Raw genomic sequence first — 20,915 nt, 5'->3', positions numbered from 1 at the left:
CACCTGCTGTGCCTCGGCCAGTCGCCCGGCGTCGATCAGCAGGCCGATGAGATGATGGTAGGTCGTCTAGACGGTGCCACGAAGGCTTTCTGCGTCGTGACGTCGGTGGTTTTGAGGTGGTTGCGCACGCTTTGCAGCGTGTTGACTGCTTGCTTGCCGTAGAAGATGGCAAGATCCGGCAAGCTCTTTGCGTAAAACGTGCAGAGGTTGCCCTGGATGGTCCAGGCGAGCCGGGGCTCTCCGGCGTTGAGGAGGATACGGTAAGCGCGGCGGTAGAGCGGCTCGGCCTCCGCATACCGGCCTTGCGCCCGGTACAGCAACGCCAGGTTGTTGAGGCTCGTCGCCAAGTCCAGGTGCTCGGCGCCGAGCGCTTTTTCCCGGATCACCAGTGATCGGCGGAATAGCGGCTCCGCCTCCGCGTACCGGCCCTGCGTCTGGTGTAGCTCCGCCAAGTTGTTGAGGCTCGCGGCCACGTTCGGGTGCTCGGGGCCGAGCGCTTTCTCGCGGATCGCCAGCGCACGGCGGTGGAGCGGCTCGGCGTCGGCGGTACGGCCCATTTGCTGGAGGATAAGGGCGACATCGTTAAAGCTCACCGCTACCGCAGGTGTATCGGTACCGCTGGCCGCTAGCTGCGCCGCCAGGATTTTGCTGGTAGAGGGTCAATGCTTCGGCGTGGTTGCCCTGGGCAAACCTTTTTTTCGGCGGACGTGTTTTTCGCGAGCCACTCCTGTCCGTTCTCGGTGAACCAGTCCTGCGCCTCGCGCGCCAGTTCGGGCTGCCAGGCCCGCTGGATGAACCGCGCAAAGTCGGCCAGCGGGCCGTCCTGCAGCGCTGACTCGTCCTCGATCAGCGGCACGGTCTTTTCGTACCATAGCCAGGCACTGCGCCGGTCGCCCTGCAGCAGATAGGTGTGGCCGAGGTTCACCGTCACCGCCATGCTACCAGGGTCGATCGCCCGCGCTTTTTCGCACGCGGTGCGGGCATCCGCAACGGCGTTGGTCAGAATGCGGTGTCAGCACAGATTGCCCCACGCGAGCGCGGAATTCGAGTCGAGTGCCACAGCCCGTTGGGAGTCGGCCAGAGTGCTTTCGTCCTGGCCAAGTTCGCCAAGCGTTTGTCCGCGAATGAGGAGAGACGGCAGGCCATCGAGCTGCTGCGCCAGCAGGCGACTCGCGTACTCGACGACTGCCTTCCAATTCTTGGCGCTGGCCACCTGTCCCGCCAGATCTCGCAACTGCTCGACCGACACCGTGGCGGACGATCCGGCGGCCGGCGGCTGCGGCTCTTCGGCCCATAGAGCGGCCGGTTGCAGCAGAAAAGCGGCAAGCAGCAGGGCCGGAAATCGATGCTTCGGCATGGTTCGTCTCCTGGTTGGCCAATCGGCGGGACAATCGTTTGGGGCACCGTCCACTCAGACGAGCGACGAGCGTTGTTGTCAGGCTGTTGTTGCAGAGCGCGTCCGATAGCGTGTCAAAGGCCGCAGGAAGCGGTGATGAACGCAGCGCATCTTTCGTCTTGCCTGCCAGCGACGGTGCGTTGCGCTCAACACGGCACTCAATACGGCACCTCGCGGCCAGACGCCGGCGGCGCCAACGCGTAACTCGTGCTGCGTCCACCGGCATCCGATCTGACCAGGACGCCTCGTTCCAGCAACACGTGGATATCCCGCAGCGCCGTATCTGACGAGCACTTGGCGATCGCCGCCCACTTGCTGCTGGTCAGCTTGCCTTCAAAGCCATCCAGCAGCCGGTTGAGCAGTTTGATTTGCCGCTCATTCATCGGCGTAACCGCCCAACGCTGCCAGAAGCTCGCCTTGGTGAGCACAGCGGCCAGCGTCTCTTCGGCAGCGTCGATGGCCCGCAGCAGGCAGCCGACGAACCACTCCAGCCAGTCGGTAACCTCGAGCGTCCCCTTCTGAGTGCGCTCAAGCCGGTCGTAGTAGTCCCGACGCTCGCGTTGCATCTGGGCCGACACGCTGTAGAAGCGCTGCGTCGACCGCTCGGCCCGTGCCAGTGCCATGTCACCGACGGCTCTGGCGATGCGCCCGTTGCCATCGTCGAAAGGATGGAGGGTCACCAACCACAGGTGAGCCAGTCCCGCCTTGATCACCGGATCGGCGGGCTGATCGCTGTTGAACCACAGCAAGAAGTCCGACATTTCGACAGCCAGCGAATGGGCCGGCGGTGCTTCATAGTGCACCCTCTGTCGGCCCAGTGGTCCTGAGACGACTTGCATCGGTCCCAGCGCGTCGTCACGCCAGGCGCCGACACGAATCCTCACCAGTCCGCTGTAGCCGGTAGGGAACAGTGCGGCATGCCAGCCGAACAGTCGCTGCGGTGTCAGTTCGCAGTCGTGCTGCCGAGTGGCATCGAGGATCATGTCGACCACACCTTCGACGTTCCGGTCAGCCGGAGCGAGGCCGCCGATGTCCACGCCCAGCCGGCGGGCGAGTGACGAGCGAACCGAATCGGGGTTGAGTTTTTCGCCCTCGATCTCGCTGGTCTTGAGCACGTCTTCGGTTAGTACCTGGAGTGTCGCTTGCTCGCGCAGCCCGACGCCGAGATCATGCAGGCGCCCGAGCAAGCGTCCCTGCGACTGGTGCACCTCAGCGAGCGGTTGCGCCAGCCTCTGGCGGTCGAAACGCCAGTGTGGCCAATCGTCCTGCTGCCAGATGAAGCGCTTGTTTCCGTCATTCATGCGGTAATTGTGTGGGCCAGTCTCGTCAAAGTCAAGACAATCGCCGCATTTAATGCGGCGATTAGTCGCCGCATTCGCCGCTTTCCGTTGACCAACGGACGAGGTTGGTGCCGGCCGCGGGGTTGGGCAGGACGTCGTGGTTGACGCCGCGGTCAGCGGACTTCGATCCGACCCTGGCCCTTTATCACTACAAATCTCCTGTAAATTTTCGAGAGAGGAAGACTCCACCCATGCTACCCACAATGCTTAAAGCGGCATTGTAGGTGATAAGAATTATAAAAAGTCGCCAGCACTCCGCCAATCTGATCCACGTAAGCGGTTGTGAAGAAGTCTTCCGACATTTCAACAGCTAATCCATGAGGAAATGCCGTCTCGGAATGTCGGAGAACTTACCCAAGACCGCTTACCCGCCGAAGTGCTGATAAACACGAGCCATCAGTTCGCCAAGCATCGCCCCGTATAGCCATGGACATTCCAACAGCCATTTTCCTGCGTGGCGCCAAATAGGCGGCTACAAATGCAGCAAACCCAGGAGCACCAAGTAGCACCAGCCGTAATAGTTCGTGATAGCTGAATATGACATACAACACCTGCCCAACTACAAACACGCCGATTCCGGCTAACGAGGCCTTTGGTACAGTCCAGCGAGTCATGGTTTATTGCTAGCCGGGGTTTAACGTGCGCCGTGGCAAGGCGCTGTCTTTCCGCGGGTGCGAATCCCGCCCGGTAACTTTCGTTCCAACCGGTAGCAACTGGAGCAGACGTGGAGGTAACGAAGCGGCTGAAGCCTCTGGTGTAGAGGGTTCTGTAAGGAACTTGGCGAGCATGCAGGCCGTAACGTGAGTGAACGCTGAGCAGGCCTCGAAAACGGTGATGCGGAAGCCGACCCGGCGTTAATACGGGGAAGGCCGCTGTCACAGGTGAAGTGAACGAAAAGCAACCTGTGGTTCCGCCGGGGTATTGGCGATGGCATGCATGAAAGAGGAAGGCAGACGCAACACGGGAAGCCCCATCCCGTGGTCAAGCGCAAGACCAACCGGACGCCCGCGAGGGACAGGCTGGGCGAGATGGGGTGGCGGAGAGGCCCGTAGTACCGATGAAGTCGGGTAATGCCGATGGAGGAAAGGGGCCTCAGTTCAAGACCAACGCAAGAAGCGGGAAGGGACACGAGATTGGACAACCTGCAAACTCCGATCAGCGTTCAGAAACTGCGGACCGCGTTACATGCCAAAGCGAAGGAAGAACCCGAGTACCGGTTCTACCTCCTGTACGACAAGATTCATCGACGGGACGTGCTCGACCACGCCTACCGAAGCTGCAAAGCCAACCAGGGAGCAGCCGGGGTGGATGGCGTACGTTTTGAAGACATCGAAGCGTATGGAGAAGAACGCTGGCTTGGGGAACTGGCGGAACGGCTGAAGAAGAAAGACTACCGACCGGAAGCGGTCAAGCGGGTCTGGATTCCCAAGCCGAACGGCAAGCTGCGCCCCTTGGGCATACCGACGATCACCGACCGAGTGGTACAAACGGCGGCCATGCTCGTGCTGGAACCCATCTTTGAAGCCGATCTGCAACCGGAGCAATACGCGTACCGGGCAGAGCGGGGAGCGCAGGATGCGGTACAAGCGGTTCATCGTCTATTGAACACCGGACACCAGCAAGTGATCGATGCGGATTTATCAGGCTATTTCGATAGCATTCCGCACCCTGAGCTTATGAAGAGCGTCGCCCGTCGGATCGTTGATCGGCACGTTCTATACCTCATCAAGCAATGGCTGGATGCCCCGGTGGAAGAGGACGACGGACACGGTCACCGGAAGCGGACGACGTCCAACCGGGACACCGGACGCGGTACCCCGCAAGGGGCTCCGATTTCACCGCTGCTGTCGAATCTGTACATGCGGCGATTCATCCTCGGATGGAAGACATTGGGGTATGCCCGCCGCTGGTCGGCGCAAATTGTCAATTAGGAAACTGACCGTCGCCGAACCCTCCTGGATGCCGAGTTTGTCGTGGGACGGCTGAACCGGAAACTGACCGGCTGGGCGAATTACTTCTCCCTCGGTCCAGTCAGTCCGGCTTATCGAGCGATCAACACCCATGTCACGCAACGGCTCCGCCAGTGGTTGTGCAAGAAACACAAGGTTCGCGGCAATGGGGGGACGCGCTACCTCGATCGGTATCTCCACGAGGCGTTGGGGCTGATCCATTTGCCTACGCGGACCCATGACCTTCCGTGGGCGAAAGCGTGATGTCTTGTCCGAGAGCCGGATGCGCGAAAAGCGCCTGTCCGGTTCGATGAGCGGGATGTGGAAACGGGGCTACGGCCAGGCTACTTGGGCACCGCCAGACGAAAGGGGCGGATACAGACAAGCCGGACCTACGGTTACCGCGCCACATCTCGACTCTACATGCGTCGACGCCTATTGGTCGCCAGCCGCCTTGCCGGCCTTCGCCAGCCGGTCGAGCATGTGGCGCCAGTGGCTGCCTTCCCAGAAGACACGCCGGCATACTGCGCAGGTGCTGAAGTCCTGCTGGTGTTCTCGCACACGGGGTGGCAGGGCGTCGAGGATTAGCGCCTTTTCCACCGCCAGGAGCGGGGCGTTGCATTTGAGGCAGCGGGAGAGCGGCTGCATGCTGCCAAAAAGGTCAAGCCGGGCGAGTATTTCTGACAACTGCGAATCGGGCTTCAGCGCATACACGTAGCAACCGCGCGTGATACCCCGCCGCTTGAGCAGGTCGCGGTCGCGGGTCAGTACGATGCGGCCGTCCCGTCCGGCGATGCGCTCAATCTCGGCATCGTCGAGAGAATTGTCGTACAAGGTATCGAACCCGGCCATTCGTAACAGGCGGGCCAGGCCACCCAGATGGACGTCGGCGACAAAGCGTGTGATACGTAAGGGGTCGGGGCGCACGCGCAGCAGGGGGCTGATGTCGAAAGCCTCGAACTTCGGATAGACAGAGATGCGGTCGCCTTGTCGTAGGCGCTGGGCGAAGTCAACCGAGACCCCATTGACGAGAATCAGCTCGACCTCTGTGTGCGGCACACCGAGGGCTTCAATCACATGCTTGATGGTCGCGTCCGTGGCGCACGCAAAGTCGAATTCCCGCCGGCGCCGCTCAGGGGCGATGAAGTCGTTCAATTCCTCGTAGAAGCGGAACGCCACCACCACCTTGGCGGTCGGGCGCTCCTGGTGCACGCCAGTATCCTCCAGTGATGGCGCAACAGGTGAAACTCGGCTTGTCATGGAGACCCTTTCCCCGCTACAAGAGGCGAGGCACGACACGGGTAGCCGGCGCGCCTCTGATGAGTGTACTGGAATGCCCCTGGTGCACATTCTGATTTTCGGCGGACTCTGCGCTTGGTAAGATCAGCATCGCGGATTTCCGTTCGCCATCCAGGAGAGCAAGCCCATGACCGCCCTTGATCCAATTGCCCGAGAACGCTCAATGCAACGGAAACGCGATCTGAACATGGTCGCTGCCTGGGAAGCTGGGCAGTCCCATGCCGACATTGCACTGGCGTTTCAACTCTCCAGGGAAAATGTCAAGGACCGGATAGAGCGGCATTTCCGAGCCAAACAGCGGGAGGCCAGCAGTGATCCGTTCGACAAGATCAGCCCTCGCTTGCGAACGCTGCTCCTCAAAGAAGGCCTGACGACGGTCAACGCAGTGGTTGGATGGTACAGAAGCAAAGCGCTGTTCCAGATGCGAAACGTCGGCCGCAAGAGCATCCAGGAAATTGAAATGTGGTTCCCCGTCGAGCGACTGTACCAGAACTACGCTGCGGTCTCTCCCTATATCACCAAGGATGGCTCTGAAATCCGCGAGCTGATGCACCCAGCGGTTCAGGGTAACCGCAACCAGAGCCTGGCCGAAGCCACGCTTCCCGCCGGAACCAGAACGATGCTGCACAGGCATCTCGTGACGGAAGAAATCTACCACATCACAGCCGGCGAAGGACAGATGACTCTGGGAGCGGCGCCGTTCAAGGTCGGGGTTGGCGACACCATCGGTATCGCGCCGGGAACGGCACACTGCATTGAAGCATCGACGAGCGGTGCGCTGGTGTTGCTCTGCTGTTGCTCGCCAGCCTACTCGCATACGGATACGGAAATTCTCGAAAATGGCCAGGAGGATTGAGGATGGAGCGATCATCGGCTCGACGATCCGCTTCGATCTCTGACAGGGCGGCGAGAATCTGCTGGCGCTGCTGCCCCTGGTCGACGAAGTCTTCTCCGCGGGTCAGCATGAAGTACACCATGCGTGCGAGCTTGTGCGCCGTGGCGGTGTTGGCACTGGATTTGTCCATGCGGCTGCACAGGCAGCGCGCAGCAGGGCTTGCAGCTTCGCGTCGCACTCGGTCAGGTGGCGGGCGATATCGTCGTACATCGCCAGCGACTGGCGCAGTACGAACAGGGGCTCGTCGCGCCAGTTGCCGGTCAGCGCCTGGGTGATCTCCTCGGCACTGGCCTGGACGCGGCGGTCGCGGTGCTTTGCCAGTACCTTGGGATCGCGTTCGCCCGCCACGATGGCACGGATGATCGCCTGGCCAGTCGCGCCCAGGACGTCGGTGAGCACCTCGGTGAGCTGGATGTTCATCTGTACCAGCGATTTCTGCATGCGCTGAACCAACTGGCCTGTTCGGTGAGCAGAACCTCACGCTGACGGGCTACCGTGCGCACGACGCACCCATCGCCTTTCGGGCGCCAGGCCGCGCGCAGGAACCCCAGGCTCATCCGCTTTTGCAGGTGAGAGGCATGCCTCGAACGGCAGTCCTGCACGTCGCTCTTGCGCCCAGGAACGTACTTCATCTCTGCGCATGGTCATGATCGTGCTCCACGATGGTTGAGAATGGCAGCGCCATGGGAAACGTCGAAATTCGAATCGATCTCCTAAACGGGATGCGCATCGCTGCGCTCACCACTGTCGCCGACGATTCCCGGACCATGCTCGCAATCGGGCTCGTGTGAGCTCACACCAATGGAAGGTCGGTCATATCGGCACTGCCACTAACCATGTGAAACAAGTAGCACGTAGGCGCAAGGGCCGGCGGGCCTACTCCGTGTTTCTTTGAGAGCGCCTGACCCGCGCGCGGGGTTGGGAGGCTCGCAAGGTACGCCTTTGCTTGCGCCATGCTTCGAGGTCCGCCGGGGCGAGTTGCTCCGCAGTGAATGGGGCCAGGACGGTGAGCACGTCTCTCATGATCCGCCTCCGACTTGCTTTGTCTATCTATCAACAGCTTAGACGAGCCAGCGGCTGGTTTTGCCACCCTGGTATTTTTTGAGTTCTGCCGAACGAACACGAAAGTGAACGAACGAAGGCCAGCAGTTCCCGGCATAATAAATCACTTCGGATAACTCCTAAAATAAAATGCAAATTTGCATTTGCAGATTACGTTTTTGCAGAAGTAATGCTTCCGACTTTTTTTCACGGAAATAAAATTTATATTAACAATCACACTAAGTAATAAACCGGGTACAAAAAAAACACCATACGAACGAGCAAAGATCTACGACGTGTCTATCTCTAGCGTACCGGCCGAGTAACCCTTTGCAATTGCCTTCCACAACACCTCCCAAGAAGGGATGAGATAACTTGTAAACAGCTCGATCATCCGATGCCACAAAGAGATTAGAGTACGCCGTGACTGGCGTGCACTTTTAAATAGCTCACATCCCCACGCTTGGAGCTGATCAATTAAAAAAGCCATGAACGTCAAACAACCAAAAACTGAACTCAAATTTTTTTTCGCCATGTCCGTAATTGTGCTCTAAATTGTAACCTTGATTCTTCAGTGTGTTAAACGTTTCGTTTTCTATTTTCCAGCGCGCTCGACCTCCTTGCATGACTTTGAAAACCGTCTCTTTCGTTAGTTCGATATCAGTGATCCACGAAAAAAATAACCTCCTTGCCTTTTTTTAATTTGCCAATATTCCAAAAAGTTAACCAGCAAATCCGGATGGCTTTTATTCAGGCGAACTCCGTTAATAAACCGAAATCCGTGAATAATTCCTGCGTCGTCAATCTTTTCAAATTCAATGGCTTCCCCTTGACACATTTTTTTTCTGGATCAAATCAAACAAATGGGAATGATCTCCTTCTTTGACGCCAATAATGTAGCTCATTCCTAATGATTTCAACAACTTAAGGTGTGGTCCGTTCGCCGACAAACTGTCCTCTATGATAATCGGCTTCAGGTGCTTGTATTGCTCGCTCAGGTGCTTCAGCAACCTTTTCGATGCATTACGCTCACAGTCATTTTTTGTTATCGCCGTCCTCTTTCATGATTGGCTCCGGCATCAGGGGAATAACCACTGGGTAGTCCGGGTGAACCACCGTTGCACACAACAGCTGATGATAATATTCTTCTCTCCCATCCCGGTGCTTCTTCACACAACACTGCGGACAACTTGTAGCACCGGAACTAAAAATGCCCGGTACCATCAATGGATACTAATACGTGACCATTCATAAAATGGTATTGCTCCATCACTCCGGCCTGCACTGCACTTTGATGGAGCGCACAAAAGCTCGAACTCAGCTGTCGAAAGTCAATTTCGTCCAAGATGCTTCGCATCTGCGTATCCGATGGGGTCGTCTGAATACCATACATCGTCATCAGATTGTGCCGTATGACCTCGTTTTTTTCTTTTTTTCATCGAACTGAAGTAGCGACGGGCACTTCATTGAAAACATAGCAAGCCCAGACATCAAAGCATCTGATAAAGGAATTGATTTGCGATTCGTGCGCTGATCGACTATTCCATCAAATGACGAACGAGCCTGCTTGAGTAAATTCGAAGCCGATAGATCTTCCGAATTTGATGTGATTTTCCAAGAAATGGTTTTTTTTCATCTTGCAGCTAAACTTAATCAGATAGATGTCAAAGTATACTACTAAAATGCAAAGTTAGCCCCTTCACCGAGGCTGAAAACGCCTCGTAACTTGTTGTTTTTAGTGGGGGAAATTTATGCCGGGAACTGCTGAGAAGTCGTCTTCTTGGGGGTGCGAGGATAAACTGTCACCGAACTGCACGACCTGATTCTGATGAGTTAGCTGCCGTTCGCACCACTCGTTTTTCTGGGCTGCTACGGCTGGTAGTGGCCGGAGGCGGCCTGCCAACCAGCCAGAGATCCAGCACTTGCCTCTCTCGAACAACACTACTGTTTTCATTCCTCGAACAAATCGGCATGGATATCGGCTACCGTCACAGCTTTTTCCGGATTTTCGGTCGTGGCTGAAACTGTGCGGCGAAGGTTCTCGATCAGGCTGCCAAGGTGCGCATCCCGGCCAGATCGGAAACATTGACGTAATAGCCATTCATCACAGCCTTCTCCTTGCCGCGCAGACGGACCTTTACAGCCTGGCCCGCTTTTGATGGAGCCTCCTCCAAGCATATTGCCCATCCGATCTTCTCTCGCCAGAGCAAATCGCCGACCTTGTTTGTGATGCCGCGCTCGGCCTGCTGGCGCAGTTCAACCTCCCAGACTTGCCTCAACTCGGAATCGATTTCCTCCAGCAGCCGCGTCACCGTTGGGGCAGCAGTTCCCGGCATAATAAATCAATTCGGATAACTCCTAAAATAAAATGCAATTTGCATTCGCAGATTACGTTTTTTGCAGAAGTAATGCTTCCGACTTTTTTTCACGGAAATAAAATTTATATTAACAATCACACTGAGCAATAAACTGGGTACAAAAAAAACACCATACGAACGAGCAAAGATCTACGACGAGTCTATCTCTAGCGTACCGGCCGAGTAACCGTTTGCAATTGCCTTCCACAACACCTCCCAAGAAGGGATGAGATAACTTGTAAACAGCTCGATCATCCGATGCCACAAAGAGATTAGAGTACGCCGTGACTGGCGTGCACTTTTTAAATAACTCACATCCCCACGCTTCAGGGCCTAGACACTCGGAATGCATAAGCATTGACATGGCAGTTCCTTATTCTTCATGAACTTAGTGTTTTTTTCCGGCGATCTACAACTCAGCTTTCCATACTGTTTGCCAGTATTTCGGAATAGAAAAGGATGTCCAAGAAGGGTGCGCCATTTGGAAACTTGTTTGCAAATCAGTAACTTATATAAAATTCCCCACATGATATCCGAGTGTCTTCGCCCTGATATTGCTCCCGCCGTCCCCGGGTTAACGCCGAACGAATGAGTGCCTAAAGTTGTCGCCCAACTGGCGATAGCGGACGCAACCGAAAGAGCACGCGAACTGACTCCTGCACTTGCGACGCTCAATCCATCCGCAGCAACACTGAAGACCGCACCAAATGCCAGCGGAACAGCGTGAAGCAAGTTCTTAAGGCGGTCAGTTGGGTCCACGCACGGCTGCCCATACTCCAGCGTGTAAACAAAGCCGGCAGGCGTCACCCCATGCCACCCCGGCTTGGTAATTCCCATCCCCCGGATCTGTCGTCACCGACAACCCATCGGCCGACACTGTCGCCGTCCCCTCGATCACCAACTTCCCTGTCGTGTGATCAAAGCTCAGGAAGTTCAACTTCGTCCCCGGCGCCGCGTCGAAGACATTCGGGAACGTAATCTCCAGCGGCGTCGCGAACGCCGCCACTCCCGGCGCCTGGATCGTGATATCCAAGGTATGCTGCAACACTCCCGGCGGCGGCATGTCTCTCACCAGCTCCGGCGGCACCGTGCTGATGCCGACCTGGCCGCTGGTCATCACGTTGCCGTCGGCATCGATAAGCGTCCCCGGCTGCACTTCGAGCTTCAACTGCACGCGCTGCTCGTCGGTCAGGTTCGGCGCCGACACCGCATCGACGCCGACCTCGGTATTCTCGGTGTTACTCACGCTCTGCAGGATCGCCGTCTGCAAGCGTGGCAGATAGACTTCCTGCCGGTCCTCGTTGGCCGCCATCGCATCATGCGTGCCCATGCTGCCCATGACGGTGTTGTCGTAACCGACCTCGATCGTCAGATCCATCACCATCTCGGGGTAGAAACTCCCCGCCGGCGTGTTGGTCGCCGTGCGCCCGTCGACCGCCAGCTTGACATCGCCGGCCGGCAACTGGTCGAGGTGGAAATAGCCATTGGCGTCGGTGTAGACGACGTGGCCCTCCAACCCCAGGATGTAGACCTTCGCGCCGGCGATCGGATGCAGGAAGACATCATCAGCGGTGTGCAGCGCCCCGTCGGCGCCGGCGCGGATGTCGTCGAAGGTCATCGGCTTCAGGTCGTCGCCGGGATCGAGCAGTCGGCCGGTGATCGTCGTCCCGGCGATCGGCGTGACGCTGACCGTCGTGAAGCGGGTGGTGAGCGTGCCGCCGGCGGTACCGTCGCCGTCGCCGTCGGCGTCGAGCGCCTGGCCGTCGCCGGCCAGAATGCCGTCGCCGACGACGTGGATCGTGATCGTCGACGCCCCCGGCAGCGGGTCTTTCAGGAACAGCCAGGCGAAGCGGCCATCGGCGGCCGCAACGATCGTCGCCGCGAGCTTCGCGCCGGTGGTGTCGGTGGCGTAGAAGGTGCTGTCGGTCAGCGTCGTGACATCGACCGGCCGCGAGAAGAAGACCTGCGGCTTGAACGTCGCGCCGACCTCATCGGCGTCGTGCGGGTGATCGTCAACGGGATCGACTCGGGCAGCGTCAGGTTCAGCGTGCTGACCGCGCGGTGGCCGGCGGCGTCGAGCGCCGCGAGGGTCAGCGTGTGTGCGCCGACGCCGAGCGACGAGAGATCGAGGGCGCTGTCGAACTGCCCGCTCGCGGGATCGAACGAGACCGGGTTCGTCCGGCCGCCGTCGAAAGCGTAGGCGAGACTGACCAGCGTCGACCCGGTCGGGTCGGCGGTTCCCGTGAGCCGCGAGGCGGTGCTCAGCGTGTCGCCGTCGGCGAGACTGGTCAGCGCGATCGTCGGCGCACGGGTATCGAGGATGAAACTGAAGGTGAGCGGCGCGCTGGCGTTGCCGCGCGCGTCGCTGGCGCTGAGCGTCAGCGTATGCACGCCATCGGCCGAGCCGTCGAGCGCGAAGGTCGTCGTCACGCCGAAGCGGCCGTCGGCGTCGAAGGCGATCGCCGCCGGCATCGCGTCGTCGAACGCACCCTGCAGCGCGGCGACACCGGAGAGCGCGTCGAGCACCCGGCCGCCGACGGTGACGTTGCTGCCGGTGACGAGCCCGTCGGAGGGATCGAGCAGCAGCTTCGGCGCCTGCGTGTCGGTGCGGCTGGCAAAGGTGTCGAGGACCTTCTGCCCGAGCGCGCGACCGGCAGCCAGCCCGGCCTGGTTGGCATACTCGAAGTGAATGCCGCCGTAGATGCGGCTCCTGCCGGCTTCCTCGGCGGCGTCATGGACGCTGACAAAGCTGCGCTCGACACCGGGAAGTCCCTGCGAGCTGATGGTGAAGGCGGTGCTCGCGCCGAAAGCGCTGGCGAGCACCGTCTCGGCGGCGCCGCTGTAGGTCGAGTGGCCGGAGACGTATTCGGGGAAGGGCGGCGTGATCAGGAGCGAGGTCCACGCGGCGTCGGCGGCGGTGGCGTCGTTGCCGTCGCTGTCGGCTTCGCGGATGGCGGTGATCGGCCGCCAAGCGGTGTAATGGTACTTGGCGTCCCAGGCCGCGATCGAGGCGTCGGCCAGCGCGACATTCAACTACGCGAAGAGGCGCGCGTTGGCGGCCAGGCTGTTGCCCTGCGCCGTCGCCAGCGTCGCGGCGATGCGGTTCCAGTGACCGGGCGGCGTGTCGGTGCCGGCGCCGTCGGCCCAGAAGCGCGCGATCTCGGTCTGCTCGCCGCTGCGCGTGCTGCCGCTGGCGCTGCCGAGCGCCTTGACCTCGGCGAAGTCAGTCGTGTAGGTCGCCGAATCGAGCGCCGGAGGCGGCGCCGGGCGGAATTCACTCGGGCTGCTCATCGCAAAAGGCTGCAGGTCGGCCCACTGCGGCAGCAGCGCGACGGCGTAGGTCGGCGCGGTCTCCTGCCACTGGCCGGGGGCGGTCGAGCCGGTGAAGTCGACGAAGTCGTCGAAGCCGTCGCCGCGGCGCAGCGCGATGATGTCGTCGGCGATCGCGCGGCCGAGCGCGATGCCGTCGTTCTTTGTGGCGCCGTCGGCGATGCCGGCCAGCGCGCTGGCGAGCGCGGTGTCGAAACTCGCCTGCTGCCCCAGGTAGAGGTAGGCGAGCACGCGCTGCGCGGCGGCGGCGATGGCCGCGTCGATCGACGCGCCGGCCGGCGCACGGCGGCTGACATAAAAGCCGGGCGTGCCCTCGAAGGCGTTGACCGTGTCGAGCACGGCGATGCTGAGCATCGCCAGAGCGCGCGTCGCGACCGGCGGCGCGCTGGCGTCGAGGCGGATCGCCGACAGTGCGATGGCGTCCCACTGCAGCACGGCGTCGCTGCTCGCCTGGCTGGCGCTGCGGTGGAGCACGAGTCTGGTCTCGGCCGCGTTGCCGGCGGCGTCGATCGCGCGCAGCGTGAAGGCGTTGTCGCCGAGCGTCAGCGCGACATCGGGCAGGAAGAAACTGCCCTGGTTATTGACGACGACACTGCTGCTACCGCTGGTGCCACTGTCGACGAGCAGCAGGTCGCTATTGGCTTCGCCGGTGCCGACGAGTGTGACGCGCGCGGCTTCGGTGTCGCCATCACCGAGGGTGCCGGTGTCGGAAGCCGGCGAGAGGCCGAAGGTCGGCGCTGCCGGGGCCTGTGTGTCGAGCGTGAACGCGACGCTGGTCGTCGTGGCGTTGCCGGCGGCATCCTCGGCCACGAGGTGCAGCGTGTAGTCGCCGTCGGGCAGCGCGCCGCCGTGGATTTCGGTCAGGCGCGCGGCGGAAAGCGTGAAGTGGCCGTCGGCCTGGAGCGTATCGAGGATGCTGACGAGGTCGGCCGGGTCGCTGCCGAAACCGGCATGCAGGACGGTGAGCGCGTGGTCGTCGGTCGCGGTGCCGGTGATCGTCGCGTCACGGGTGAGGCCGTCGTCGGCACGGCGGCCGGTATCGGCGAGCAGCGTGGCGGCCAGCGTCGGCGGGGTGTGGTCTTCGACCGGCGGCTTGACGCGCGTGACGGTCAGATCGCCGGCCGTGGTATTGCCGGCGAGGTCGCTGAGGACGAGGGCAAAGGCGTTGTCGCCAAGCGCCAGCGGCAGGTCGGCGAAGCGGAAGGCGCCGGTCGCGTCGGCGGTCGTCGACAGGCCGCTGCCGCTGAGAGCGACGGCGGTGCCGGGCTCGCTCTGGCCGAGCAGCGTCGCGATGTCGGCGCTGGTCTCGCGGTCGCCGGGCGTGCCGGTGTCGGAGGCGGGGTCGAGCGTGAAGCTCGCCAGTGCAGGCGGTGTGGTATCGAGCGTGAAGGCGAGGTCGACCTCGCGGCTGTTGCCGGCCGCGTCGCCGGCGACGAGACGCAGCGTGTAGCTGCCGTCGGGCAGCGCCCCGCCGTGGATTTCGGTCAGGCGCGCGGCGGAAAGCGTGAAGTGGCCATCGGCCTGGACGGTGTCGAGGATGCTGACGAAGCCGGCCGGGTCGCTGCCGAAGCCGGCGCGCAGGCGCGTGACGCCGCGGTCGTCGCTGACCGTGCCGGTGATCGTCGCGTCGCGGGTGATGCCGTCGTCGGCACGGCGGCCGGTATCGGCGAGCAGCGCAGCGGCCAGCGTCGGTGCGGTGGTGTCGTCGACCGGCGGCTTGACGCGCGTGACGGTCAGATCGCCGGCGGTGGTATTGCCGGCGAGGTCGCTGAGGACGATGGCAAAAGCGTTGTCGCCAAGGGCCAGCGGCAGGTCGGCGAAGCGGAAGGCGCCGGTCGCGTCGGCGGTCGTCGACAGGCCGCTGCCGGTGAGAGCGACGGCGGTGCCGGGCTCGCTCTGGCCGAGCAGCGTTGCGATGTCGGCGCTGGTCTCGCGGTCGCCGGGCGTGCCGGTGTCGGACGCGGGGTCGAGCGTGAAGCTCGCCAGTGTGGGCGGTGCGGTGTCGAGCGTGAAGGCGAGGTCGACGGGGGCCGAGGCGTTGCCGGCGGCGTCGGCGGCGACCAGGCGGACGCGGTGCGCGCCGTCGGCCAGCGTGCCGCCGGCGAGCGCGTCGAGCAGCGCTGGCGTCAGCACGAAGCGGCCGTCGGGCTGCAGGGCGCTGCTCAGGTCGCTGAGGTCGCCGAGCGGTGGCGTGCCGGCGAGGTCGAGCGCCGCCAGCAGGCGCGTCACGCCAGCGGCGTCGCTGGCCTGGCCACCGAGGCTCGCGTCGCGCGTGATGCGGTCGCTCGTCGAGGTGCCGCTGTCGTTCACAAGCGCGGCGGTGAGCGTCGGCGCGCTGCGGTCGGGCGGCGTGCTCGCCAGCTCGCTGAGGCTTGCCGGGCTGCGCAGGACACCGTTGATGCGCACGCTGGCCGGGAAGGCCGGGGCGCTGATCTGGGTGTCGCCGGTGAGCCGGCCGCCGACCAGCAGTTCCTGCACGCGGTTCGTGCTCGTCCCGAGTTGCTGGTCGTCGCCGTCACGGTAGCGGCCATTGTGCGGGTCGACGCCGATGACGATCAGGCTGTCGTCGATGTCGCCGCTGACGCGCAGGCGGGCGAGGGTGCCGGCGCCGAAGTGATCGGCGGCGTCGCCGCTGCCGCCGATCACGGCGTCGCTGCCGAGGTTGGCGCCGATGCGCACGCTCATCGCCTTGAGGCTGCCGCCGACCTGCAGGAGCTGCAGCGCGCTGGCGGCGAACTGGCCGGAAGCGTCGCCGCGAATGACGAGCTGGGTCAGCGGACTGCTGATGTTGGCGCGCCAGTCGGCACGCGTGCTCTCGCCGCTGATGCTGTTGGCGCGGCCGTTGACCGACCACAGGCCGCCGATTGTGCCGCCGATCTGTGCCGAGCCGAGGACGAAACCACTCACCCCGCTGCCCGTCAGGCGCAGATCGCCGAGGGCGTCACGGCTGACGTTGAGGCTGGCGAGACTGTTGCCCTCGAGACGGGCGCCGGCGGCGATGTCGCCGAGGTTCAGGGTGTTCACGGTGGCAAAGCGCGCGACGCCGGTCAGGCTGGCGATCGGCGCGGCGAGACTGCCGAGCGGGCTGTCGGCGTTGAGGCCGGTCAGCGTGATGCGGCCGTCGCCGCCGCTGCCGGTGAGATCGATGCGCGTGCCGGCGTCGGTGCCGCTGAGACTCAGCTCGTAGCCGCTGCCGTTCGGCGTCAGGCGGGCGATGCCGGGGCCGGCGATCGTCAGGCGCAAGTCGGTGCCGTCGGCGTCGGTGAGGTCGAGTGCCGGCACCGGTGCGCGGCCGGGCAGTTGGCCGACGGCGAAGTCGAGGGTCAGCGGCGAACTGGCGATCGACTGGTTGTTGGTTTCGTCGCTCTCGGCGATGGCGTTGTCGGGATCGATGACGCCGATCAGGGTGTAGCGTCCGGGTTGGGCGATGGCGCGCGCGTCGAGGCGGACGGTGATGGGGTTGCTGCCCGGGTTCAGGCTGTCGGGGGCAAGGTCGGTCTGGCCGACCAGGGTGTCGTCGGCGTCGAGGACGCTGTCGGGGGAGGCGTAAAACTGGATGCGCACCGGGTTCACGAGCGGCTCGCTGTCGGGGCGATGGACGGTGAAGTGGGCGCTGATGGCGTCGCTGGGGACGGCCGAGGCGAAGGCGTCGTGGCTGAGGCTGCGCCGACGAGGTCGGCCGAGAGGAGGAGGCGCGGTTCGAGGAGTTCGAAGTGCAGGCCGGCACCCGGTGCCGGCGGCGCCGGCTTTCTTGCCCAGAGCGCGCGCTGGTGCTGCAGCCAGCCGGTGAGCCAGCGATCGAGGCGGCGGAGAAGCGAAAAGAGCAGCACGCTGATGCGCCGCCGGCCGTGGACTGTCTTGCGAAGCGGACTCATGCGGTGACTCCTCTGGGTGGCGGCCGGCAGCGAGCGCGTGATGGCGATCTCGCGGAGGGCTCCGCGCGTGGACGATGACGAGAGAAGACTTGCGGCCGGTGCGGGAGCGGCCGCGGCCGCGGTTTCAGGTGCGGCGCTGGCGCCGGGCGAGCAGGGCCAGCGCGCCGGCGACGAGCAGCAGGCCGCCGGGTTCGGGCAGGCCGGGCGCGGCGAGCGGCGAGCTGCTTCCGCGGTCGATGACGTTGAAGCCGTCGTCGAGGATCTCGAAGTCCTGGGCGCCGGGACTACCTGTCCCCAGCCAGGTGAATTCGAGCGTGAAGGGCAGCTTAAGCGGGCTGGTCGCAACGAGGGCGGTGAGGCCGAGCAGGCCGTCGGCGGGGAAGCGGGGGTCGGGGGCGGTGATCAGGCTGGACCAGATGGCAGGATCCCAGACGGCCGGATCCGGAGGTGCGCTGAAAGCGAGGTCGGCATAGCCGTCGGCGGGGTAGAGCAGATTGACGCTAGCGAAGGCACCGAAGCGGCCGCTCAACTGGTACTGGTACGACCAGCGGTCCTGCCCGGCAACGAGGTCGGGAAGGTTGCTGGCGGCGTACTCCAGGATGACGGCCTGCACCGGTCCGCCCAGCGGCAGACCCGTCCAGGCCAGCAGGCGCCACAGGAAACCTTGCCTGAACATCCGCTTGAACATCTTGTTTCTCCCCCGGTTTGTTCGCTTTGGACCTTGCCTCCGGGGGTGACCATAGCATCTGAAGGTGGTTTGTTGAATCACCCGAAAGAGTGATTTTTGCTTGGGCGAAGGCGACTGTTGGTAGGATTTCAGCCAGCCGAGACGCCCCTCTCCAGGAGGGGCGAGGTAGGCGCAGATCTCGGCGCCGGCAACGGTTGTTCGAGGCTTGGCGGGGTCCGGGGACATGATTCTGCGCTGGAGGCGGGCCGATGCAGGCGGCCGGATGTCCTGACCGTCCTGGTCCTGCTACCATTACATGGCCCTGCGCATGATGGTCTATCGGGGACTGCTCTATCAGGATCTGGTCAAGCGCGGTGAGGTCCTGGCCGACGGGCGCCTGCCGCCAGTCCTGCCCATCGTCCTCTACAACGGTAGCCAGCGCTGGTCGGCGGTGACCGATGTGTTCGACCTGATCCCGCCGGTACCGGGGCTGGTCGAGCAGTTCAAGCCGCGGCTGAAATACCTGTTGATCGACGAGAACGCCTGGACCGACAGCGAGTTGGCCTCGCTCAAGAACCTCGTCGCGGCCGTCTTCCGGATCGAACACCCGGCGTCGCCGGCTGCCATAGGTGGATTGCTGAGCCTGCTCGACGAGTGGCTGACCGAGCGGCCCGACCTGCGCCGGATGTTCGCTCTCTGGATCCGCGCGACATTGATGCGCAAGGCCGAATACCGTATCGTGTTGCCTCAGATTGATGATCTACAGGAGCTGAATGTCATGTTGGCGGAACGACTCGAAGAATGGGCGCATGCCTACAAGGCCGAGGGTGAAGCGCTGGCGCTGCAAAAGCTGCTCAAGAAGCGCTTTGGTGCCGTCCCGTCGGATGTCCTGGCGAAGATCTCCGCGGCTTCCCTCGAGCAGATTGACGCGTGGCTCGATCAGGTGCTTGATGCCGAGAGTCTGGACGACATCATTGGAACCACCGCAGGCTGAAGCCGCGCGTCTCTCCCCAGGAGCGTTTCGATCCATTCGTTCAGCATCCACAAGCCCGGCGATCCGCCATGTGGCACGGCCAATCACTCCGGACCGGCCCATAGGTACCGCTCACATCGCTACGCGTCTGCAGTACGCGGTCGGTCACCCGGCAGGCGGACTCGTGGCGAAGGCGGCAAGGGTCTGCGCAACGGGGGATAGGGGAAGGTTAATGTGAAAGTCGCGTATGCGACTCACGAATCTCCCCTCCCCACTTGCGGGGGGAGGGGTCGGGGGGAGAGGGAAACGGTCAGGGCTTTCATCATCCGGGGTGTCTCACCAAGCCATGACCGTTAGGAGAGAAACATGCGCACCATCGGCCACCGCAAAGAACGTCCGATCAGCTTCTCGGCTTCCGCCGCCTTCTTGGCTGAGGGGGCTCGTTTCAACGATGAAATCCACTGTCTCCCGACGGGCAAGTCGACTTTTATCCCGAAGGGTGTGTTCCGCTTCAAGACCCATGAGGACGCCAATCGCCACCAAGTGGATTGTCTGGTCCGAGGCATGGCCGCCGCCGCCCTGGCGCGTCGCTGATGGAAGAGTACAGCCGACCGGCTACCCTGGCCGACCTCAAGGCCCTGATCGGTTCGCTGAATCGGCAAGGCGCCGAGTACCTCCTGATTGGCGGCTACGCGCTGTTTGCCCATGGCTACCATCGCGCAACCACAGACATTGACGTGCTGGTCCCCGCGACCCGGCAAGCCGGAGAACGCATCAAGGAGGCCCTGATGGTATTGCCGGACCAGTCGGCGACGGACATCGATCCCGCCTGGTTCGAGGAAGGGGAGAACATCCGTGTGGCTGATGCCTTCGTCGTGGATGTCATGCTCAATGCCTGCGGTGAGACCTACGAGACGCTGGAGCCGTTTGCCGAGACGATTGATCTGGACGGCCTGCCAATCCGTACGATCAATCTCGAGGGACTGCTGCGGACAAAACAGACGACGCGGGACAAGGACGTGGCCGACCGCATCATCCTGGAGCGGGCGCTGGCGGCGCTCCGAAAGCGTTTCCCAGACAGGGCGGCCGGTCACGGGCATGAACCGTGATGCCTTCCACGGTAGCCAGCGCTGGTCGGCGGTGACCTGCCGTTGCGGCTGTCCCGCCGCCAAGCGCGCGTTGACCGTCTCAAGCTGCTCCGCCCGCTCCAGGCGCGAGCGGCGCCTCACGACCCACCAACCATCGACGACCGTACAGTGCGCGGTGGCACCGGCCTCGTGTCTGGGCTATAGTCAATCCTGGCAGGACCTTCGAGCATTTTCCTTCTCCCTCGGTGAGTTTGCCCTTCCAAGGGTACGAGATTTCGAGGATCCTGCCACTCTCCCGCAAGACTTTCACCAAGCGCAGCAGCCGGCCTTGGCCGGAATGATGATCAAGGCCCAGATGTTTTTCCTCCCACCACTTGTTCCCGCAAAAGGCTGCTTGTACCCCCAGGCAGATGACACCGCTGCGTCGCTCAGGAAGCCCCAGTTCGACAGAATGGCGACTCCAGCCAAATAGCAACTCCGCCTGGCGGGCATTGCCCTGACAATATTTCAGTGCCATCGCCGCTTCGAACGACCGACGCTCCGCTCCCAGCATCTTCGACGCCGCCTGCTTCAGGTCATCAATGGGAGACACATTCAGGAGCGGCTTGTCTGTGGAAGTGAAGGTCGTGTTCATGCGGAAAAGTCTCATCGTCACGATAGGCTACATTCTGCCATCAAGGGGGCAAGGGGGAGGCTTTCTCGGAA

General features: G+C 62.3%; 18 protein-coding genes and 2 pseudogenes. 7 read left to right on the top strand and 13 right to left on the bottom strand.

The annotated features are described in order from the left end of the window. Nucleotides 1-35 precede the first annotated feature (35 nt). From E4Q08_RS02550 to E4Q08_RS02535, 4 genes are all read right to left on the bottom strand, one after another. On the bottom strand, nt 36-593 hold the full coding sequence (locus E4Q08_RS02550) for a tetratricopeptide repeat protein (protein ID WP_308240037.1): 558 nt from the start codon (nt 591-593) through the stop codon (nt 36-38). A 32-nt stretch (nt 594-625) separates the two neighbouring features. Beyond that, entirely contained in the window at nt 626-925 is a 300-nt protein-coding gene (locus tag E4Q08_RS02545; RefSeq protein ID WP_169069209.1) for a hypothetical protein, read from the bottom strand. A gap of 87 nt (nt 926-1,012) precedes the next feature. Further along, nucleotides 1,013-1,357 carry a hypothetical protein gene (locus tag E4Q08_RS02540; protein WP_169069208.1) on the bottom strand — a complete coding sequence of 115 codons (345 nt, stop codon included), beginning with the start codon at nt 1,355-1,357 and terminating at the stop codon, nt 1,013-1,015. A gap of 197 nt (nt 1,358-1,554) precedes the next feature. Next, nucleotides 1,555-2,697, bottom strand: a complete 1,143-nt coding sequence (locus tag E4Q08_RS02535) for a Fic family protein (RefSeq protein ID WP_034908277.1) — start codon at nt 2,695-2,697, stop codon at nt 1,555-1,557. A gap of 1,172 nt (nt 2,698-3,869) precedes the next feature. Here E4Q08_RS02535 and E4Q08_RS02530 point away from each other — a divergent pair. Both E4Q08_RS02530 and E4Q08_RS25975 read left to right on the top strand, forming a co-directional pair. Continuing rightward, nucleotides 3,870-4,667, top strand: coding sequence for a reverse transcriptase domain-containing protein (locus E4Q08_RS02530; RefSeq protein WP_372703495.1), 798 nt, complete (start codon nt 3,870-3,872; stop codon nt 4,665-4,667). A 21-nt stretch (nt 4,668-4,688) separates the two neighbouring features. Continuing rightward, a pseudogene (locus E4Q08_RS25975) lies at nt 4,689-4,949 on the top strand (group II intron maturase-specific domain-containing protein); the annotation flags it as partial. Nucleotides 4,950-5,120: 171 nt separating this feature from the next. On the opposite strand, the gene E4Q08_RS02525 reads toward E4Q08_RS25975, so the two are convergent. Further along, nucleotides 5,121-5,897 carry a Mut7-C RNAse domain-containing protein gene (locus E4Q08_RS02525; RefSeq protein ID WP_288130643.1) on the bottom strand — a complete coding sequence of 259 codons (777 nt, stop codon included), beginning with the start codon at nt 5,895-5,897 and terminating at the stop codon, nt 5,121-5,123. A gap of 547 nt (nt 5,898-6,444) precedes the next feature. Here E4Q08_RS02525 and E4Q08_RS02520 point away from each other — a divergent pair. After that, nucleotides 6,445-6,840 carry a cupin domain-containing protein gene (locus E4Q08_RS02520; RefSeq protein WP_169069319.1) on the top strand — a complete coding sequence of 132 codons (396 nt, stop codon included), beginning with the start codon at nt 6,445-6,447 and terminating at the stop codon, nt 6,838-6,840. Nucleotides 6,841-7,011: 171 nt separating this feature from the next. Here the strand turns inward: E4Q08_RS02520 and E4Q08_RS02515 are convergent. From E4Q08_RS02515 to E4Q08_RS02505, 3 genes and pseudogenes are all read right to left on the bottom strand, one after another. Continuing rightward, nucleotides 7,012-7,514, bottom strand: a pseudogene (locus E4Q08_RS02515) (IS110 family transposase); the annotation flags it as partial. Nucleotides 7,515-9,965: 2,451 nt separating this feature from the next. Continuing rightward, nucleotides 9,966-10,232, bottom strand: a complete 267-nt coding sequence (locus tag E4Q08_RS02510; RefSeq protein ID WP_169069206.1) for a hypothetical protein — start codon at nt 10,230-10,232, stop codon at nt 9,966-9,968. Between the two features lie 790 nt (nt 10,233-11,022). Further along, nucleotides 11,023-11,895: a peptidase associated/transthyretin-like domain-containing protein gene (locus E4Q08_RS02505; protein WP_169069205.1), complete on the bottom strand. Its 873-nt coding sequence runs from the start codon at nt 11,893-11,895 to the stop codon at nt 11,023-11,025. Between E4Q08_RS02505 and E4Q08_RS02500 the strand changes: the two genes are divergently transcribed. After that, nucleotides 11,879-12,190 carry a hypothetical protein gene (locus tag E4Q08_RS02500; RefSeq protein WP_169069204.1) on the top strand — a complete coding sequence of 104 codons (312 nt, stop codon included), beginning with the start codon at nt 11,879-11,881 and terminating at the stop codon, nt 12,188-12,190. The two genes, E4Q08_RS02505 and E4Q08_RS02500, sit on opposite strands and share 17 nt — an antisense overlap. 13 nt (nt 12,191-12,203) lie before the next feature. Here E4Q08_RS02500 and E4Q08_RS02495 read toward each other — a convergent pair whose 3' ends face one another. The 4 genes from E4Q08_RS02495 to E4Q08_RS02480 form a co-directional block, all read right to left on the bottom strand. Beyond that, nucleotides 12,204-13,310, bottom strand: a complete 1,107-nt coding sequence (locus E4Q08_RS02495) for a vanadium-dependent haloperoxidase (protein WP_169069203.1) — start codon at nt 13,308-13,310, stop codon at nt 12,204-12,206. Continuing rightward, entirely contained in the window at nt 13,311-17,180 is a 3,870-nt protein-coding gene (locus tag E4Q08_RS02490) for an Ig-like domain-containing protein (protein WP_169069202.1), read from the bottom strand. It lies immediately after the preceding gene. Continuing rightward, the gene (locus E4Q08_RS02485; RefSeq protein WP_169069201.1) at nt 17,177-17,482 is read right to left on the bottom strand and encodes an LEPR-XLL domain-containing protein; all 306 of its coding nucleotides are present in this window, start codon (nt 17,480-17,482) and stop codon (nt 17,177-17,179) included. Before E4Q08_RS02485 ends, E4Q08_RS02490 begins: the two co-directional genes overlap by 4 nt. Nucleotides 17,483-17,606: 124 nt before the next feature. Then, complete coding sequence (locus E4Q08_RS02480; RefSeq protein WP_169069200.1) at nt 17,607-18,170, bottom strand: hypothetical protein; 564 nt, start codon at nt 18,168-18,170, stop codon at nt 17,607-17,609. A gap of 295 nt (nt 18,171-18,465) precedes the next feature. Between E4Q08_RS02480 and E4Q08_RS02475 the strand changes: the two genes are divergently transcribed. From E4Q08_RS02475 to E4Q08_RS02465, 3 genes are all read left to right on the top strand, one after another. After that, complete coding sequence (locus tag E4Q08_RS02475; RefSeq protein WP_248594642.1) at nt 18,466-19,143, top strand: Rpn family recombination-promoting nuclease/putative transposase; 678 nt, start codon at nt 18,466-18,468, stop codon at nt 19,141-19,143. Between the two features lie 345 nt (nt 19,144-19,488). Continuing rightward, the gene (locus E4Q08_RS02470) at nt 19,489-19,716 is read left to right on the top strand and encodes a hypothetical protein (RefSeq protein ID WP_169069199.1); all 228 of its coding nucleotides are present in this window, start codon (nt 19,489-19,491) and stop codon (nt 19,714-19,716) included. Next, nucleotides 19,716-20,231 carry a hypothetical protein gene (locus tag E4Q08_RS02465; protein WP_169069198.1) on the top strand — a complete coding sequence of 172 codons (516 nt, stop codon included), beginning with the start codon at nt 19,716-19,718 and terminating at the stop codon, nt 20,229-20,231. The genes E4Q08_RS02470 and E4Q08_RS02465 overlap by 1 nt, the downstream gene beginning before the upstream one ends. Before the next feature lie 79 nt (nt 20,232-20,310). Here E4Q08_RS02465 and E4Q08_RS02460 read toward each other — a convergent pair whose 3' ends face one another. Next, nucleotides 20,311-20,844 (bottom strand): hypothetical protein, encoded by a 534-nt coding sequence (locus E4Q08_RS02460; protein WP_169069197.1) that lies wholly within the window; start codon nt 20,842-20,844, stop codon nt 20,311-20,313. Between the last annotated feature and the right edge of the window lie 71 nt (nt 20,845-20,915).

Origin of the sequence: Candidatus Accumulibacter contiguus (assembly GCF_012940005.1) — a bacterium.
Classification (GTDB): domain Bacteria; phylum Pseudomonadota; class Gammaproteobacteria; order Burkholderiales; family Rhodocyclaceae; genus Accumulibacter; species Accumulibacter contiguus.
Note: the sequence above shows the minus strand (reverse complement) of the source record. Positions and strands in the feature narration are given on the sequence as shown.